Genomic DNA, 16,851 nt, shown 5'->3' with positions numbered 1-16,851 from the left:
TTAGATAAAAAACAAATCCTATGGATGAACCAGTTAGTAAATCACAGAAAAAACGAGAGGCCGATTTTTTACAAAAAATGGGTGTAAAATTTATTGATTTGAGTATGGCTAAACTGAATTTACTTCCGCTTCCTGAAAATCTCTATAAAGCAATCATTGATGCAAAGTCCATTAAAAGTCATGGAGCTAAAAGAAGACAGGCTCAGTTGATTGGTAAATTGATGCGTGCCGCTGATTACGAAGAAATCTTATCTGCTTATGAACATATGCTTGAGGAAGATAGTGCTGTAACTGCATCATTTCATGAGGTCGAGCATTGGCGTGACCGCCTAATCAACGAAGGTAAAGAAGCACTGACTGAGTTTATAGAAGCTTATCAACCGGAGGATGTTCAGCATTTAAGACAACTTATTAAAAAAGCAGCGGATGAGCAACAGAAAGAAAAGAATTTGGGTGCCAGTAAGGCTCTTTTTCGCTATTTGAGGTCATCTATAGCATGAAATACTCTTTATTCATTAGCTGTCCAAAAGGGCTTGAATATTTATTAGAGGAAGAATTAAAAGCTTTAGGCTTATCGGTGACTCGTGTAAGTCCACAAGGAGTTTATGGTGAAGCCAGTTTACTGACTATATATCAATTATGTCTTTGGTCAAGAATAGCAAATAGAGTGCAGTTGATTCTTTTTAGTGGATACGCAGGAAATGAACAATCCTTGCACCAGCTTTGTACTCAATTTCATTGGCAGACGGTATTTTCACAAGATAAGACTATAGCAATTGAATTTCATGGTACGTCAGAGCATATACGTAATACGATGTTTGGGGCGCAAGTGGTCAAAGATGGGATAGTTGATCATTTTCGACGACTCAATCGCTCACGTCCATCTGTAGATAAAGAAAAACCACAAATTCTTATTCATGCTTACTTAAAAAATGATGTGATTACTGTAAGTTTTGATTTGACTGGATACAGTTTGCATCAAAGAGGTTATCGCAGTAAGGCTGGCACTGCTCCTTTGAAAGAGAATGTCGCTGCAGCCCTGCTTATGCGAGTCAAATGGCCAGAGTTGGCGGCAAAAGGATATGCATTGCATGATCCCTTTTGTGGTTCAGGTACTTTAGTGATTGAAGCGGCAATGATGGCAGCACATATTGCTCCTGGTTTATTGCGCCAGGATCAATCGCTGCAATACTGGGTACAACATCAGACTTCGTTATGGGAAAAATTACGTGTAGAAGCTTTGCAACAAGTTAAAGTTTTGCCCACAACTTTATTAGGTACTGATGTCGATCATAAAATGATTGCTGCAGCACGTGCGAATGCCGAACGTGCTGGGGTCGCTCCCTTAGTGCATTTTAAAGTGCAAACATTGAGTGAGATTAATCCCACAACGAAAACGGGTATTGTCGTATGCAATCCACCTTATGGAGAGCGATTAAGTGATGTGTCGCATCTTGTACCTTTATATCAGCAATTTGGTAAAATTTTACATGAGCGTTATCAAGGATGGCAGGCTGGAGTTTTGACGTCGAATCCTATTTTGGCCAAGGCTCTAGGATTACGTGCTCATAAACAATATACACTATATAACGGTGCATTGGAGTGTAAACTTTATTATTTGAATATAAATGCAGCTAATGAGCTTAAAGGAGCCATGGGCAAAGTAGTCTCTGAACACGCACAAATGCTTTTAAATCGCCTCGAAAAAAATTATCGTCATTTACAAAAATGGGCAAGAAAAAATAATATTTCTTGTTATCGAGTCTACGATGCTGATTTACCAGAGTATGCATATGCTATTGATCTTTATAATGACTATGTGGTGTTACAGGAATATGCGGCACCTGCAAGTGTAGCTGCATCTAAAGCAGAAAAGCGCAGCCTGGAAGTCATGCAAGTTGTTCCCAAGGCTTTAGGATTAACTCCTGAAAAATTGGTAATCAAACAACGTAAACAACAAAAAGGAAGCTCACAATACCAAAAGCTAAACCAGAGTCGAAAAACTATGGTTGTTACTGAGGGACAAGCGAAGCTATTGGTTAATTTGTATGACTACTTAGACACGGGTTTATTTTTAGACCATCGATTGCTTCGCTTAAGTTTTGCCAAATTGCAACCTGGAACTCGTTTTCTTAATTGCTTTTGTTATACAGCGAGCGCTAGTATTCATGCTGCTTTAGCCGGAGCTTTAACAACTAATGTCGATCTATCTCATACTTATTTAAGTTGGGCGGAAGAAAACTTCAAATTAAATCATCTTGATTTATCCAAACATCAGTTTGTGCAATTTGATTGCCGTGAGTGGATGAGAATGACTCGAGATCGTTTCGATGTAATCTTTTTAGATCCACCTAGCTTTTCCAATTCAAAGCGAATGAATGATGTCTTGGACATTCAAAGAGATCATGTCTCGCTGGTGAATGCAGCGATGCGTTTATTAAATCCTGATGGCGTTTTGTATTTTTCAACCAATTTGCGTCAATTTAAATTAGATCATACACTTGAAGAAAAATATTCCATACAGGATATTAGTGCTCAAACTATTGACCAGGATTTTAAACGAAATCAAAAGATTCATTATTGTTTTAAAATCAGGATGGCTCAATTTGCGTAAGCAAGTACATCTTTTATTTCCCAATATTTTTTGGTATTTCTGAACCCCAAGTTCGGAATAATTTCGACGATCGTCTTTCTTGGTTTTCTGCCACTGCGACGCAATGCTTCATTATAATCTGACCAATTGGTAATTTATATTTCTGTCTTAGGGAGGCTCCAGCCTTTCTTTAGGGATATTTATTTGGTATTGAATTAAATTAAGTACATGAATTTTAAAGCTTGGCAACATAAACGTCTTGTAAGGATCTATTTTTGAGCCACGCAAACAAAGTCATTGGCATTTACTGGCAACGAGTTGCATAATAAAAAATACCATTTTTTTCATGTAATACATTCTGTAATTGATAAAGGAGAGCAGAATTAAGTATCATGCAGACAATACAACCACTAATAATGGAGAAGTGATATGTATATAAAATTGATGTTTACTTATATGAACTGGCGCGTACCGCAAGCCGGCGGTGGGTGCAGAGCCTATTTAAATGCAAAACCAAGCATTGTTGCAACATTACCTATAAATGTTCAAGCAGATACTCATTGTGAACGTCAACAGAAATCAAACCATTTGGGTGAAAACTTTTCTTTTTCAACTTATTACCATGATTGTACCGGACTTATAGAGGCAGATGTTGAGAAGGCATTAGAGGCATTTAATTGCTTTTATGCCAATCATAAGCAACCTTTTGCTGAAGTCCTGAGTTATAAAGACGAGCATATCAACCAAAATGAAATAGTTACCAATCTTAAAATTGCTGTTACTAACATTCGAAATGGCTCTGAGGAACCTTTTTTGAATGAACGGAGTAATAAATATTATACTGTTTAGAGCACGTTGAGAGGGGCATTTCCTTGAAGTCCCCTCTCATCAGTACTTATTTAAACTCTTTTAGCTCATATCAATTGCTCTACTAAAACGTAACAAAATCATTTATCATTCTAGGACAGGCCATAATGTGCCGTAAAATGGATCATGACATTATTTTTAAAATCTAAGGTGAAAAAGGCTTCCCTTATCTGCCTAAAACCTTTTATTTATAGCGATGAAATAGCGCTTTTTGTTACCTTTGCGCCGCATGGTATAATAAAACCCCATGTTCAATATTATCTCCGTTCTTTAAGAAAACAAAAAATAGCCATCATTTTAATTGTTGCTGCGAATCAACCAAATATTGATATTCATGCGGATATTATTCGAGAAACTAATGGGGTATTTGTTCGACAAAATTCGGGATTTGATTTTGCAGCTTGGGCTCATATTTTTTATGAGTATCCACAACTTTATAATGTAAAAATGCTCTATTTGTTAAATGATAGCATCATTGGTCCAACTAATAATGATTTGTTTCAGAAATTGATTGAGCGAATTCGTCAGTCCTCAGCGGGCTTTATTGGATTGACTGACAATTTTAATGAGTATCGTTCACCGCGGCATTTTCAAAGCTATTTTTTAGTACTGAAAGCCCCAGCGCTATCCTCTCAAATTTTTCAAAAATTTGTCCGTAGCATCGTGCCTTATAAAAACAAGAACAACGCAATTGTAAATTACGAAACTCAGCTTACACATCGTTTAGAACATGGGGGCGTGCATTGTGAAGTAATTTTTCCTTCAAAAACAATGTACGATCCGACCTTATTTCACTGGCGAACATTATTAGACGAGGGTTTCCCCTTTTTAAAGGTTTCGGTAATTCAGGATCGACTTCCATTAGTTGTAGATAACAGGGGGTGGCAGTTTCACGTAGCGAAGCATGGTTATGAGCTATCTCTTGTTTCAAATCTTCCTGCTTTCAAAAATCCTAAATTGAACGATGATGGAAACAATTTTAATGGCGAATCCTCTGTTGCTATATATCAAATTTTTTATAAAAAAAAACAACGCTATTGCTTAGAAGATTCATTTATTCCTTATGATAATTCAGATTCATTTGCACCAATGCTTTGTGAATATGGAGTATTTAAAAAAATTTTTGATGCTTCTGTTCATAAGCAATATGGATGTGTAGGAGCAGTATCCTGGAAATTTAAACGAAAAACGACACTTAGCGGAAATCAATTTTTTGATTTTATTAAAAGCAATCCTGGATATGATGTTTATTTTGTTAATCCTTTTCCACGAGAAACAATTCATCATAGTGTATGGACACAAGGAGATCTTCATCATTCCGAGATAACTGCACTAACACAAAATATTTTAATGCAACTTAAATACGATATTGATTTATTCTCTATTAAAAATGATGTAAGTAACACCGCTTATTGTAATTATTGGGTAGGAAATGAATTATTTTGGGAAAAATATATGGCATTTACTTTGCCGATTTACTATTACATTTTATATGAAAGTCCACTTTATTTAAGAAACACACTCTTAAAGAAACGAGCTGATAAGAAGATAAACGCGCCGTATTTTCCGTTTATCTTCGAACGCCTATTTTCAACACTATTAGTCGTTGATCCGTCCATCAAGTATATAAAGATATAACTCTAAAGAACTTTTTCTTCAGAACCATGTATTTGTTCTTTTAACGACTGCATATAGCCTGCCATAAAAAAAAGTTCTGCAACGAGACATAAAGGTGCGATTAATGCTTGGCTAAAATTATCCATAAAAGCGGGTCTTTTACCCTCCAAATAATGGCCATATAATTGTAACCCTAACCCTATGATAAAAAAGATAATAAAAAACCAAACGCCAAAGGGTGTTGGCCCATCTTGGCTATACCAATTTGCAATCAATAACAGAATAAGCAGAATGGGTGTAAGTGCTAAAGCCAGTTGCCAATTTAAACGAAAATAATAAACTAGGGCGCCTAATGTAGCGAGAAATGCAAGATTTGTTGCAAAAACACCAGGCATAATTATTTTGATAAATCCCAAGAAAATCATTATCGATAAAATGAGAATTGGTACACCTGCCAAATGAGTATAACGTGTTTTTATATTATGGTGATAGGCAGCATAAAATTGCGCTTGTTCAATAAATGGTTTCATTTTAAAAATAGAACGAGTAAGTATAATTAAAACATAGCACAATCTGTTAAAAAAATCAGGGAGATAATTAAAAACGCCATCTTTGCGTAAAGAAGCCGATTTAATTATTTATCAAAAGAATATGTTCCCACTAGATACAAAACATTCCCATTGGTTGAGGAACCTGGAATATAAGCGGCTTTAAGTGAAAGTTTTTTATAAAATATTCCAGCCCAAGGTACTGCCCCTGGAAAAGGTATATTATGGAAGATATCAGGGCGTGCTGTCACCAGGACAGAAAATCCTAAACCCGCTTTAAATTCTTTAGTGACATTTACTACTTTCAAATATGCATATCCCGCAGTGGGCTCAACATTACGATGAGAATCTAGAAATGCAAAGGCATAAAGCCCATGCCAATTCCCTTTTTCATCAAAAAAACCTTTACCTAGTCCGCCACCCCAGGCGAGTTCGTTATATTTTTTTTCTCGTATTCGTTCAGGAGAATAAGTGAACCTGTTGTGCCACGCATAGCCTGAAAGGTAAAGATCTGTATGCCCCTCCCTCCATACCTGATGCAGCCGATGACAAAGAGGCTTGAATAAGGGAAGCCAATACTTACATCCTTTTGGTTCTTCAGTGACTAACTCTGTTTTTTTTGAGGTCTGGTCATTCGAAGGTATTTTGATTGTATTAATATTTAAGTTCTTGTCTATACTATTATTAGACGAAGAATTAGAAATTGTTGACGGCTTACTAAAAGCATTTAAAGAAAATACGATTAATAGCCCTATAATGAAATTACGTACAGTCAATTTATTCATTCACTTATAACCTAGAGGAGATAATACCACAGTTTAAGTGTGATCGAATTTGTCTCATATTGAATTTGCAGAGTTCTTGCTTATTAAGTTTAACTATAAAAATAAGAGCATACTAACATGGACTTGTTTCGTAAAAAAGAGATGGGTGAATCATTTGAAGAAGGATCTTCTCTTGTTAAATGTCTTACTGCATTCGATCTTACCCTTTTAGGTATTGGCGCTATAATTGGTGCGGGGATATTTGTTTTAACCGGAATAGTTGCCGCAACAGACGCCGGTCCTGCAGTGATTTTTTCATATGTCTTAGCCGGACTTGCGTGTATTTTTTCCGCATTATCCTATGCTGAATTAGCCGCATCTCTGGGTGGTTGTGGTAGTGCGTATGGATATGCTTACGCAGGTTTTGGAGAGATTGTTGCCTGGATTGTTGGTTGGGACTTATTGTTTGAATATACCATTTCAGTTTCTGCAGTGTCTGTTGGATGGAGTAGTTATGCTAATGATTTCTTTTTAGCTCTAAAAATACACATTCCCGCTGCATTCTTACATGGACCAGAAAACGGAGGTTTTTTCAACCTACTTGCATGTGCCATAATTGTTATCTTGATGGTTTTATTAACTTGGGGTGTTAAATCCAGTATTCGGGTTAATAACATTATGGTAATTACCAAGCTTTTAGTCATTTTGATTTTTATTGTGATTGCCCTTGGAGAGGTTGATCCTTCAAACTGGTCGCCTTTTTTTCCTTATGGTTGGGAAGGAGTTGTTAAGGGAGCATCCTTGATCTTTTTTGCTTATATTGGATTTGATGCGGTATCAACTGCAGCCGAAGAGGCGATTAACCCTCAACGTGATTTGCCTATTGGAATAATTGGATCGTTATTTATTTGCACCGTTTTATATATAATTGTTTCAGGTTTGTTGACGGGTATTGCACATTACAGCACGCTAAATGTTGCATCTCCAATCAGCCATGTTTTATTAGTTTTGGGTTATAAATCAATTGCTAGTCTTATTAGTGTGGGAGCGATAGCCGGCTTAACTACCGTAATGCTGGTTTTGTTTTATGGTTTAACGCGAATTATGTTAGCTATGTCTCGGGATGGATTATTGCCTAAGATTTTCTCTCAAACAAATTCATACACGCATACTCCTATCCGCGTAATTTTATTAAGCGGTATTTTAATGAGTTTATTTGCTGCATTTGTTTCGATGCATGATCTCACAGAGTTGGTAAATATCGGCACCTTATTTGCATTTTTTATGGTATGTGCTGGTGTTTTATATTTACACTACAAACGACCCGAACTGTATCGACCGTTCAAGGTACCAGGTATGCCCTATGTACCTATTTTAGGAATGATTAGTTGCTTTTATCTGATGATAAATTTACCTTTTATTACTTTAATGCGTTTTGTTATTTGGATGGTAATTGGTTTGGTGGTTTACTTTTCTTTCGCCTACAAAAACAGTCAACTATCAAAAATTAAAATTAAGAAATAGCCACTAGAGGCTCCCTAGATGGCTTGAAAAATTTTTGACATCCCTCCTTTTTTCTTTGTCTATCATTTAATCACGAACATCAATATTAATTCTAGCCGATTTATTATCTTGATCTACAAAGATGTAAGGGGGTATGTTTTTCACATCCAATTACTTTAAGTAGCGATTTTTGCTCTAAATGATGGTTTAAATGTTGCTTAATATCAATGCAGCAGAAATGATTGCTGCGGCAGGAATTGTAATGAGCCAAGAAAAGAAAATTCTTCTGATGACGCGCCAATGGGGACCAGAAAGTCCATTAGATAATCCGACCCCAGCAATTGCTCCAGTTACAGTATGGGTAGTGGAAACAGGAATACCTGATTGTGTTGCAATAAAAAGAGAAATTGCTGCTCCAGTTTCGGCTGCACAACCCTTTATGGTGTCGAGTTTTGTTATTTGGGTTCCCATTGTATGCACAATGCGCCAGCCTCCCGCAAGGGTTCCAAGACTTATTGCAGCTTGACATGAAATGACCACCCAACATGGGACATAAAAAGGCCCTTCGATCCAAGCTGCTGAAAAAAGTAATATAGAGATAATCCCCATAGTCTTTTGGCCATCATTACTTCCATGGGTTAGGCTAAGTAACGCAGAGGAGCATAATTGGAAGCCTTTAAAGAACTTGAAATGGGTTTGTTTTGAATTTTTCGAAAACTTATAAAAAAAATAAGTAATAAATAATGCAACAACTAATCCAAGAGCAGGTGACACAAAAATTCCGCCGATTACTTTGGCAAAACCAGTCATTTTTAGCGATGAAAAACCTCCCTTGGCTATTGCGGCACCCGCTAGCCCACCAATAAGGGCATGCGAAGAACTTGATGGAAGTCCGTAATACCAAGTCACAAGATTCCAGAATATAGCGCCGATTAATGCGGCTAAAATAAAATGTGCATCAACAATATGGGCGTCGATTAAGCCGCTCCCAATAGTTTTTGCCACCGTGAGATTAAAAACTAAAAAAGCAATAAAATTGAAAAATGCAGCCCATATTACGGCTTGCTTGGGAGTCAAAACCTTGGTAGTGACGATCGTAGCTATAGAATTTGCTGCATCATGGAAACCATTAATGAAATCAAAAGCATAGGCAACCATGATTACAAAAAATGTAAATAAAAAGGTTGAGTCCATACTAAAACTATTCCTTAGAATACTATATATAATAACTACTTTTGGTCATTAATTTAGACACAATATGCATTAAGAGCTTGATGACATAAGGTAACTCTATAGCACCAGACTCCATGGCAAGAGTTGCGTGCTGCTCTTCATCTTCTTTCATTTTAGTTAACAAGGAATGTGATTTTTTATCTTTTGCTGGCAGTTTTTGTAAATGTTGATGCAAATGGGCAGAGACTTGTCGCTCTGTCTCCATCACAAATCCCAAGCTAATTCTATCTCCAGCTAATCCAGCAAGAGCTCCTAACATAAGAGAACCACTATACCATAAAGGATTAAGTAGGCTCGTTTTGGAGCCCAATTCAGCCAGTCGTTCTTCACACCAGGCTAAATGATCAATTTCTTCAGCCGCTGCATCACTCATCTGCTTTTTAATATGGGTTAATTGTGCTGTTAAGGCTTGACCTTGGTAAAGTGCTTGCGCACAAACTTCTCCAGCGTGATTGACGCGCATTAATCCCGAAATATGTTTTTTTTCTTGGAGGGAAAGCGGGGTTTCAGGAAGATCTTTGGCGGGCGAATGACGAGACCCTATACGCTGAGCGGGAGGAAATAGAGTACGCAAAGCATTATCTACGTTGTCTATTAATGTATCCATAGTGTTCATTTTGCGCATAGTGATTCTGTATGAGCTCTTTTATAATTGAGTAAATTGATTAATCGTTAAGGTTAATCGATTGACTAATTCATTAATTTCATCTTCATTAATGATCAATGGTGGTAATAGTCGTACAACAGTATCTGCAGTGATATTAAAGAGTATTCCATTAGCAAGTCCTTGCAAACGCATATCATTGGCGGGTCGATCCAGTTCAATACCAATCATATATCCTTTACCGCGAATTGCTTTAACATTCGGATGTTCACCAAGATTTTTGATTAACTGTTCCATTAATAGCGCGCTGTTTTTTGTGACTTTTTCGCAAATTTTATCGCGCTCTATGATTTCTAGTACAGTTAAAGCTGTCGCACAGGCTAAAGGATTGCCACCAAAGGTTGAACCATGATTCCCGGGTTTAAATAAATCCTTTGCTCTTTTACTGATGAGACAAGCTCCGATTGGAACACCATTTCCTAAACCTTTGGCTGTAGTAAGAACATCAGGCTGAATATCATAATGCATACAGGCAAATAATTTTCCAGTGCGGCCATTTCCAGTTTGGATTTCATCTAAAATAAGCATCCAATCATGTTGCTCACAAAGTTTGGCAACAGAACGAAGATAACTTTCCTCTGCTGCATGGATGCCGCCTTCGCCTTGTATCGGTTCAAGCATCACAGCGACGACATCTTCCCTGTTCGCTGCAATAGTATGAATGGCGTCTAAGTCATTAAAAGGAGCACGAATGAAGCCAGGGACCAAGGGTTCAAATCCCGCTTGTACTTTACGACTTCCCGATGCAGTTAATGTCGCCATGGTGCGACCATGAAAGGCTTTTTCCATAACAATGATTGATGGTGTTTCAATTCCTTTTTTGTGACCAAAAAGGCGGGTTAATTTAATTGCTGCTTCATTCACTTCTGCACCTGAATTGGCGAAAAAAACCTGCTCCATGCCTGTCATGGTTGTGAGTTTTTCTGCAAGTAATTCTTGTTGTTTAATGTGAAAGGTATTCGAGGTGTGAATCAGCCTAGCTGCTTGTTGTTGTATTGTTTTTGTGACATCAGGATGAGCATGTCCTAACCCACAAACGGCTATCCCGCTTAGGCCATCAAGATAGGCCTTTCCTTGTTCATCATACAACCAAACTCCTTCTCCATGTGTGAACGTTATTGGCATGGGATTGTAACTTGTGATTAAAGCCATAATGTTTTCCTTTAAAACTTAAGGATTTCCATTTTAAATATATTATTTCTTATTTTTATGGAAGAGATAATGATAGCTCACATTATAGCCACAACTTTCTTTCCTGCGCTATATGGGAATAAAAATTCTATAGGCGATATGTTTCTATGAAAAGAGATTATATTATGAGTTTCGTATCAGAGAACGTGATTTTACTACGAACCGTTTGGGCTGAGGAACACTGCTATTGACTTAAGAATAGATTTCTTAAGTCAATAGCAGGAAAGTGGAGGGACTATGGCAACAAATTTTGCTCTAATTTCTAGATAATCTATTCGTTGACACCATCAACTGTTCTTTTTTTATAACAGTGAAAAAAGGATACTATTTCATATTGTCAGCTACAAAATCCCAGTTCACTAAATTCCAAAATGCAGTCACATAATCTGGTCGAGCATTACGGTAATCAATATAGTAAGCGTGTTCCCACACATCGCAGGTCAATAGTGCAGTTAACCCTTCGGTCATTGGTGTGCCTGCATTACTGGTACTGGTTATTTTTAATTCGCCAGTGCTGTCTTGAACAAGCCATGCCCAACCTGAGCCAAAAGTTGTAATGGCGGTTTGTGTAAATTTTTCTTTAAATGAATCAAAAGATCCAAAATATTTATTAATTGCTTCAGCAAGTTTTCCTTGGGGTTCACCACCACCATTTGGGCTTAGGCAGTGCCAATAAAAAGTATGATTCCATACTTGTGCTGCATTATTAAATATCCCTCCTTTTGATTTTTTAATGATGTCTTCTAATTTCATGGATTCAAATTCAGTACCTGGAATTAGTTTATTTAAGTTCGTCACGTAGGCTTGATGATGTTTACCATAATGGTACTCAAGAGTTTCACTAGAAATATGTGGTTCTAACGCATTTTTTGCGTAAGGTAATTCAGGTAGTGTAAAGGTCATCCTAATCTCCTAATTTATTATTCTGCGCTAAGTGTAGCAGGTAGATGGTGATATTCAATGAAGATTATCCCTAATTAAGAAAAAAGCGTTTGCAATCGCCTACAAAGAGTTACTGTAATTGAACTATACTTGGATAATTTATTTGCTATTTGATCAAATGGGGTGTTGGTTGGCTTTTGATCAAAAATCTGTTAAGCTAACGTGCCAAAATATTATTGCTTGCGAGCTTGACAGGTTTTCGCAATAATGACCGTCATTAAATTTATTACTTATAAGGTGTGTGAGTGGATACTTTAGAAAAAATTAAAAAGCAAATAACAGAAAACGCTATTTTGCTTTATATGAAAGGTACACCGAAGATGCCACAATGTGGATTTTCTGCACGCGCAGTCCAATGTATTGAGGCGTGCGGCGTCGATTTTGCGTATGTAGATGTGCTTGCAAATCCTGATATTCGCCAAACGTTACCTCAGTTCTCTGATTGGCCTACCTTTCCACAGCTTTATATAAAAGGAGAATTGATAGGTGGTTCTGACATTATTGCCGAGTTATTTCAACAAGGTGAATTAGAAACCATGCTGCGTGATGCAATTGCTGCGTAACATAGATTAATTGACAATTCATTAGATTGAGCCAAAATGATGTGGCTTAGAGTCTCAACGCATTGCTTATATATAAAGCATGCGAATGTCGGCGTCTCATTTTGCTAAGATATTAGAATGGTCAACAAGCTCTAAGAGGCATACATAATTATAATTAATGGAGATCATAGAATGAGTGTATTAGTGGGAAGAAAAGCCCCTGATTTTACTGTAGCTGCTATTTTGGCAAATGGTGAAATCGTGGATAAATTTAATTTACACGAGCATTTGAAAGGTAAATATGGTCTTGTGTTTTTTTATCCTTTGGATTTTACCTTTGTATGTCCTTCTGAGTTGATTGCTTTAGATCATCGCATCGATGAATTTAAAAGCCGTAATGTCGAGGTGGTTACTGTTTCTATTGATTCACACTTTACTCATAATGCATATAGAAATACTCCAGTGAACAAAGGGGGTATTGGTTCTGTTCGCTATACTATGGCTGCAGACATAACTCATAGTATTTGTCAGTCTTATGGCGTGGAACATCCTGCTGCAGGTGTTTCTTTCCGTGGAGCATTTATTATTGATACCAATGGTATAGTTCGCTCACAAATCGTCAATGACTTACCTATTGGCCGCAACATAGATGAAATTCTAAGAATCATTGATGCAGTACAGCACTTTGAAGAAAACGGTGAAGTTTGTCCTGCTGGCTGGCAAAAAGGAAAAGCAGGCATGACCGCTTCTACAGAGGGTGTTGCCGCATATTTATCCGAGCATTCTGAGTCATTATAAAATTTGTAGCCTGAGTTGCCTTTTGGTTTACTCGGGCTGTCTATTTTTTGTCCTTGTCTGCCACATGTTTGTCATATGACAAAATAGATCTGCTGTTTTCTCTGCATCATAAATTGCTGAATGAGCTTCTTCTGCATCAAAAGAAATTCCGGCTGCCTGGGCTGCTTTAGCTAATACGGTTTGCCCATAAATAAAACCTCCTAAAGTTGCTGTATCAAAGCAAGTAAACGCATGAAATGGAGATTTAACCCCTGTCCTCTTTATGGCTTCCTTTATAAACAATAAATCGAACCATGCATTGTGACCTACTAAAACAGCACGTTGGCACTGAAATTTTTTGATTGCGGCAAAAATCGGATGGAATAAATTTTCTAGAGCAGCTTTTTCATCTATTGCAAAGCGTAATGGTTGAAAGGGATCAATTTGATTAAATTCAAGTGATTTTTGATCGAGCTCTGAACCAGGAAAAGGCAAAATATGCTCAAAATGGCTTTTTCCTCGATAAAGTTTACCTTGATCATCCATTAGAATGAGTACGATACATATTTCCAATAATGCATTTTTTTGTGGATCAACACCGGCAGTTTCAATATCAACAACTACAGGTAAAAAGCCGCGGAATCGTTCTTTTATATGCATGCTAAATAAAGGATTATGATTCATGGATACTCCATTGAATCGTTTCTCCAGCTGCTATAGGAACAACTTGACATAAGCCTAAAGGTAAATAGTCGGGTACTATTTGTGGTGATTTAACTAATTCAATTTGTTGCTGATTAATAGGTAATTGGTAAAATTCAGCGCCAAAATGACTTAAAAAGTGATTCAATTGCTTTAATTGATTTAATTCATCAAACACTTGCGCATATAAAGCTAAGGCATATGGAGCAGAGTAAATTCCAGCACATCCGCAAGCATTCTCTTTCGTGTTTACACTATGGGGTGCGCTATCTGTGCCAGCAAAAAATTTAGGGTTTCCACTACAAGCAGCAATCTGTAAAGCCTTTTGATCCTTTTCATGCTTTAAAATGGGCAAGCAATAATAATGTGGCCTAAGTCCACCTACAAGTAATTTATTACGATTATATAATAAATGATGTGGCGTAATGGTAGCCGATACTGTTTTTGGTGCTTGCAGCACATATTCTACAGCAGTTTGAGTAGAGATATGTTCAAATACTATTCTTAGTTTAGGGAAATTGCTGACTATAGGTTTTAAATATTCATCTATAAATAAAGATTCTCGCGCAAATATATCGCCATGAGTTACTTCTCCATGAATTTGCAGCACTAAGTTATTACTTTGTAATACTTCAAAAAGAGGGTAAAGTTCAGTAAGTGATTTTGCTCCGGCTTCAGAATTTGTTGTAGCTCCAGCGGGGTAAAGCTTGGCTCCTAAAATATAAGGTATATGCGCTGCTTTATTTAAATCTTCGGCGCTTACAGAATCGTTCAAATAAAAAGTCATATAAGGCTCAAATGTGCTGTCTTTAGGTAAGGCGGCAAGAATTCTGGCTCTATAATCATTAATTGACGACAAGGAGGTAAGCGCTGGTTTAAGATTTGGCATAATTAATGCGCGTGCGAAATGCTCAGCACTGCCTGTTACAGTATGTTGTAATAGTTCATTATCTCTGAGATGGACATGCCAATCGTCAGGACGGTTAATACATAACGTCTGTACCATAAAAATCTCGTAATTTTGCAGATAACTAAGGATAACACGAAATACCATTCAAGATGCAGAATGATAGTATTTATTCCTATTTGTACTGATGACCAACTAATTTGTCTGTAAAATATTAATTTTTTTCATTTTGAGCAAAAAAAATATTCGATGCTCAAAAAAAACATATCTACTTGAAAATTATTATTTTTTTTAATAATTTTTCTTGACATATTTCACTCCACTGCTAATACTCAACACTGTTGCATGCATCGACCTGAAGCGACGAAGGCATGCTAATGACAACTCCTAGTAGAGAGTTATCAATGAATATAGAAATACAATAATAATTTATGCGGAGACATAAGCATGTTAAGTTTAAAAAAAACAACTTTGGCAATTTTAGCTTTAGGCAGCAGTACCCTTTTCGCAGGTACTATGGGACCAGTTTGCTCCCCAGGTAATGTAACTGTTCCTTGTCCAAGCACTGGATGGAATGTAGGTGGACAAGCTTTGGTCTTACAAACAATGACCGATACAGATGTTTCACTGGGTATAGAAACGAACCCTGTTATAGCTGGTGCTTCTATTAATACTGATTTAGATGCTCAATGGAACTGGGGTTTTCAAATCGAAGGTTCTTATCACTTCAACACTGGAAATGATATTACCCTAACTTGGTATCATCTAGATACAAGTTGGAATAACACCACATTTACTCCAGGTTTTGATCCTGACTTACTAATTGGTTTTGGTCACAAAAACAGATGGGACGCAGTTAACGGTGAGTTTGGTCAATTTGTTGATGTCAGCGCTAACAAGAAAATCCGTTTCCATGGTGGTTTCCAATTCGCAAGCATTAAGAGAAGCGTTCATGCATTTGCTGCTGACGTAGATGCTGATGCTGATGATTTCCTTGCTCGATTCAATGGAAATACTCAATACAATGGCTTCGGTCCACGTACTGGTATCGACATGAACTATGTATTCGGTAACGGTTTCGGAATTTATGCTAAAGCAGCTGCTGCTGTATTGGTTGGTAGTGCTAAGCATGGATACGACCTTGATGTCTTTACAAGTGCTGGTGGTGAAGTATTTGACTTAAACATCGGTGGAAGCAGAACAACAGTTGTTCCTGAATTAGAAGCTAAGTTAGGCGCTAGCTATGACTATCCATTGGCACAAGGTGATTTAATACTGGATGCTGGTTACATGTGGTTTGACTACATTCATGCATTAAACACAACTGTATTACAAACTACAGCTACTGACTTTGCTGCTGCAGGTCCTTACTTTGGCTTGAAGTATATAGGTAACATTTAATTCGCTATCATTTTAAGAAATTTAATTAATACTGTTGACTTTATAAAGGTCCGGTAAGATAATTGAGCAAGGTACGCTCTCGGTATAGAGCGAATATGCGTACCGTTGCTAACAATTTAAATTGGTAACGAACGGAAATAATAATAAAAAGTGGAGATAAGCATGTTAAATTTGAAAAAAACAGCGTTAGCTGTTCTTGCTTTAGGTAGCAGTGCAGTATTCGCTGGCACCATGGGACCAGTTTGCACCCCAGGTAATGTAACTGTTCCTTGCCCAAGCAGTGCATGGAATGTTGGTGGACAAGCTCTGGTCTTACAAACAATGACCGATAATAACGTTTCACTGGGTATAGAAGCAAACCCTGTTATAGCTGGTGCTTCTATTAATACTGATTTAGATGCTCAATGGAACTGGGGTTTTCAAATCGAAGGTTCTTATCACTTCAACACTGGAAATGATATTACCTTAACTTGGTATCACCTAGATACAAGCTGGAATAACACCACATTTACTCCAGGATTTGATCCTGACGTAACAATCGGTTTTGGTCACAAAAACAGATGGGACGCAGTTAACGGTGAGTTTGGTCAATTTGTTGAC

The 16,851-nt window shown here is 37.2% G+C and carries 17 protein-coding genes; 9 read left to right on the top strand and 8 right to left on the bottom strand.

Annotated elements, in window-relative coordinates; translation table 11 throughout:
- Positions 1 to 20 precede the first annotated feature (20 nt).
- From yjgA to Lsan_RS19795, 4 genes are all read left to right on the top strand, one after another.
- Complete coding sequence (gene yjgA, locus Lsan_RS19810; protein ID WP_058515822.1) at positions 21 to 500, top strand: ribosome biogenesis factor YjgA; 480 nt, start codon at positions 21 to 23, stop codon at positions 498 to 500.
- Positions 497 to 2,614, top strand: a complete 2,118-nt coding sequence (gene rlmKL, locus Lsan_RS19805) for a bifunctional 23S rRNA (guanine(2069)-N(7))-methyltransferase RlmK/23S rRNA (guanine(2445)-N(2))-methyltransferase RlmL (RefSeq protein ID WP_058515821.1) — start codon at positions 497 to 499, stop codon at positions 2,612 to 2,614. Before yjgA ends, rlmKL begins: the two co-directional genes overlap by 4 nt.
- Before the next feature lie 408 nt (positions 2,615 to 3,022).
- Positions 3,023 to 3,442, top strand: coding sequence for a hypothetical protein (locus tag Lsan_RS19800; RefSeq protein WP_058515820.1), 420 nt, complete (start codon positions 3,023 to 3,025; stop codon positions 3,440 to 3,442).
- 144 nt (positions 3,443 to 3,586) lie between these two features.
- The gene (locus Lsan_RS19795) at positions 3,587 to 5,098 is read left to right on the top strand and encodes a rhamnan synthesis F family protein (RefSeq protein WP_058515819.1); all 1,512 of its coding nucleotides are present in this window, start codon (positions 3,587 to 3,589) and stop codon (positions 5,096 to 5,098) included.
- 2 nt (positions 5,099 to 5,100) lie between these two features.
- Here the strand turns inward: Lsan_RS19795 and Lsan_RS19790 are convergent, their stop codons facing one another.
- Positions 5,101 to 5,607 carry an Mpo1 family 2-hydroxy fatty acid dioxygenase gene (locus Lsan_RS19790; protein ID WP_058516091.1) on the bottom strand — a complete coding sequence of 169 codons (507 nt, stop codon included), beginning with the start codon at positions 5,605 to 5,607 and terminating at the stop codon, positions 5,101 to 5,103.
- Between the two features lie 104 nt (positions 5,608 to 5,711).
- The gene (gene pagP / locus Lsan_RS19785) at positions 5,712 to 6,410 is read right to left on the bottom strand and encodes a lipid IV(A) palmitoyltransferase PagP (protein WP_058515818.1); all 699 of its coding nucleotides are present in this window, start codon (positions 6,408 to 6,410) and stop codon (positions 5,712 to 5,714) included.
- Positions 6,411 to 6,527: 117 nt separating this feature from the next.
- Here pagP and Lsan_RS19780 point away from each other — a divergent pair, with 117 nt between their 5' ends.
- The gene (locus Lsan_RS19780) at positions 6,528 to 7,913 is read left to right on the top strand and encodes an amino acid permease (RefSeq protein WP_058515817.1); all 1,386 of its coding nucleotides are present in this window, start codon (positions 6,528 to 6,530) and stop codon (positions 7,911 to 7,913) included.
- Positions 7,914 to 8,099: 186 nt separating this feature from the next.
- Here Lsan_RS19780 and Lsan_RS19775 read toward each other — a convergent pair whose 3' ends face one another.
- The 4 genes from Lsan_RS19775 to sodB form a co-directional block, all read right to left on the bottom strand.
- Positions 8,100 to 9,086 carry an inorganic phosphate transporter gene (locus Lsan_RS19775; RefSeq protein ID WP_058515816.1) on the bottom strand — a complete coding sequence of 329 codons (987 nt, stop codon included), beginning with the start codon at positions 9,084 to 9,086 and terminating at the stop codon, positions 8,100 to 8,102.
- A gap of 22 nt (positions 9,087 to 9,108) precedes the next feature.
- Positions 9,109 to 9,741 (bottom strand): 2-polyprenyl-3-methyl-6-methoxy-1,4-benzoquinone monooxygenase, encoded by a 633-nt coding sequence (gene coq7, locus Lsan_RS19770; RefSeq protein WP_475001234.1) that lies wholly within the window; start codon positions 9,739 to 9,741, stop codon positions 9,109 to 9,111.
- 30 nt (positions 9,742 to 9,771) lie between these two features.
- Positions 9,772 to 10,941, bottom strand: a complete 1,170-nt coding sequence (locus tag Lsan_RS19765) for an aspartate aminotransferase family protein (RefSeq protein WP_058515814.1) — start codon at positions 10,939 to 10,941, stop codon at positions 9,772 to 9,774.
- 363 nt (positions 10,942 to 11,304) lie between these two features.
- The gene (gene sodB / locus Lsan_RS19760; RefSeq protein WP_058515813.1) at positions 11,305 to 11,883 is read right to left on the bottom strand and encodes a superoxide dismutase [Fe]; all 579 of its coding nucleotides are present in this window, start codon (positions 11,881 to 11,883) and stop codon (positions 11,305 to 11,307) included.
- A gap of 284 nt (positions 11,884 to 12,167) precedes the next feature.
- Here sodB and grxD point away from each other — a divergent pair, with 284 nt between their 5' ends.
- Positions 12,168 to 12,485 (top strand): Grx4 family monothiol glutaredoxin, encoded by a 318-nt coding sequence (gene grxD, locus Lsan_RS19755; RefSeq protein ID WP_058515812.1) that lies wholly within the window; start codon positions 12,168 to 12,170, stop codon positions 12,483 to 12,485.
- 171 nt (positions 12,486 to 12,656) lie between these two features.
- Positions 12,657 to 13,262, top strand: coding sequence for a peroxiredoxin (locus Lsan_RS19750; protein WP_058515811.1), 606 nt, complete (start codon positions 12,657 to 12,659; stop codon positions 13,260 to 13,262).
- A 27-nt stretch (positions 13,263 to 13,289) separates the two neighbouring features.
- Here the strand turns inward: Lsan_RS19750 and rnt are convergent, their stop codons facing one another.
- Positions 13,290 to 13,925 (bottom strand): ribonuclease T, encoded by a 636-nt coding sequence (gene rnt, locus Lsan_RS19745; protein WP_058515810.1) that lies wholly within the window; start codon positions 13,923 to 13,925, stop codon positions 13,290 to 13,292.
- On the bottom strand, positions 13,915 to 14,949 hold the full coding sequence (pyrC, locus tag Lsan_RS19740) for a dihydroorotase (RefSeq protein WP_058516090.1): 1,035 nt from the start codon (positions 14,947 to 14,949) through the stop codon (positions 13,915 to 13,917). The genes rnt and pyrC overlap by 11 nt, the downstream gene beginning before the upstream one ends.
- 348 nt (positions 14,950 to 15,297) lie before the next feature.
- On the opposite strand from pyrC, the gene Lsan_RS19735 reads away from it, so the two are divergent.
- Together Lsan_RS19735 and Lsan_RS23250 are read left to right on the top strand one after the other, a co-directional pair.
- Positions 15,298 to 16,251 carry an Lpg1974 family pore-forming outer membrane protein gene (locus tag Lsan_RS19735; protein ID WP_058515809.1) on the top strand — a complete coding sequence of 318 codons (954 nt, stop codon included), beginning with the start codon at positions 15,298 to 15,300 and terminating at the stop codon, positions 16,249 to 16,251.
- 162 nt (positions 16,252 to 16,413) lie between these two features.
- Positions 16,414 to 16,851: Lpg1974 family pore-forming outer membrane protein (locus Lsan_RS23250; RefSeq protein ID WP_237762220.1), on the top strand; the 438-nt coding region annotated here is incomplete at its 3' end.

Origin of the sequence: Legionella santicrucis (genome assembly GCF_001468135.1) — a bacterium.
In the GTDB taxonomy this organism is placed as follows: domain Bacteria; phylum Pseudomonadota; class Gammaproteobacteria; order Legionellales; family Legionellaceae; genus Legionella; species Legionella santicrucis.
Note: the sequence above shows the minus strand (reverse complement) of the source record. Positions and strands in the feature narration are given on the sequence as shown.

Bases quoted from the DNA above. Each gene is read 5' to 3' on its own strand.
- yjgA (WP_058515822.1), top strand. From the start codon at position 21: ATGGATGAACCAGTTAGTAAATCACAGAAAAAACGAGAGGCCGATTTT.
- rlmKL (WP_058515821.1), top strand. From the start codon at position 497: ATGAAATACTCTTTATTCATTAGCTGTCCAAAAGGGCTTGAATATTTA.
- Lsan_RS19800 (WP_058515820.1), top strand. From the start codon at position 3,023: ATGTATATAAAATTGATGTTTACTTATATGAACTGGCGCGTACCGCAA.
- Lsan_RS19795 (WP_058515819.1), top strand. From the start codon at position 3,587: ATGACATTATTTTTAAAATCTAAGGTGAAAAAGGCTTCCCTTATCTGC.
- Lsan_RS19790 (WP_058516091.1), bottom strand. From the start codon at position 5,607: ATGAAACCATTTATTGAACAAGCGCAATTTTATGCTGCCTATCACCAT.
- pagP (WP_058515818.1), bottom strand. From the start codon at position 6,410: ATGAATAAATTGACTGTACGTAATTTCATTATAGGGCTATTAATCGTA.
- Lsan_RS19780 (WP_058515817.1), top strand. From the start codon at position 6,528: ATGGACTTGTTTCGTAAAAAAGAGATGGGTGAATCATTTGAAGAAGGA.
- Lsan_RS19775 (WP_058515816.1), bottom strand. From the start codon at position 9,086: ATGGACTCAACCTTTTTATTTACATTTTTTGTAATCATGGTTGCCTAT.
- coq7 (WP_475001234.1), bottom strand. From the start codon at position 9,741: ATGAACACTATGGATACATTAATAGACAACGTAGATAATGCTTTGCGT.
- Lsan_RS19765 (WP_058515814.1), bottom strand. From the start codon at position 10,941: ATGGCTTTAATCACAAGTTACAATCCCATGCCAATAACGTTCACACAT.
- sodB (WP_058515813.1), bottom strand. From the start codon at position 11,883: ATGACCTTTACACTACCTGAATTACCTTACGCAAAAAATGCGTTAGAA.
- Lsan_RS19750 (WP_058515811.1), top strand. From the start codon at position 12,657: ATGAGTGTATTAGTGGGAAGAAAAGCCCCTGATTTTACTGTAGCTGCT.
- rnt (WP_058515810.1), bottom strand. From the start codon at position 13,925: ATGAATCATAATCCTTTATTTAGCATGCATATAAAAGAACGATTCCGC.
- pyrC (WP_058516090.1), bottom strand. From the start codon at position 14,949: ATGGTACAGACGTTATGTATTAACCGTCCTGACGATTGGCATGTCCAT.
- Lsan_RS19735 (WP_058515809.1), top strand. From the start codon at position 15,298: ATGTTAAGTTTAAAAAAAACAACTTTGGCAATTTTAGCTTTAGGCAGC.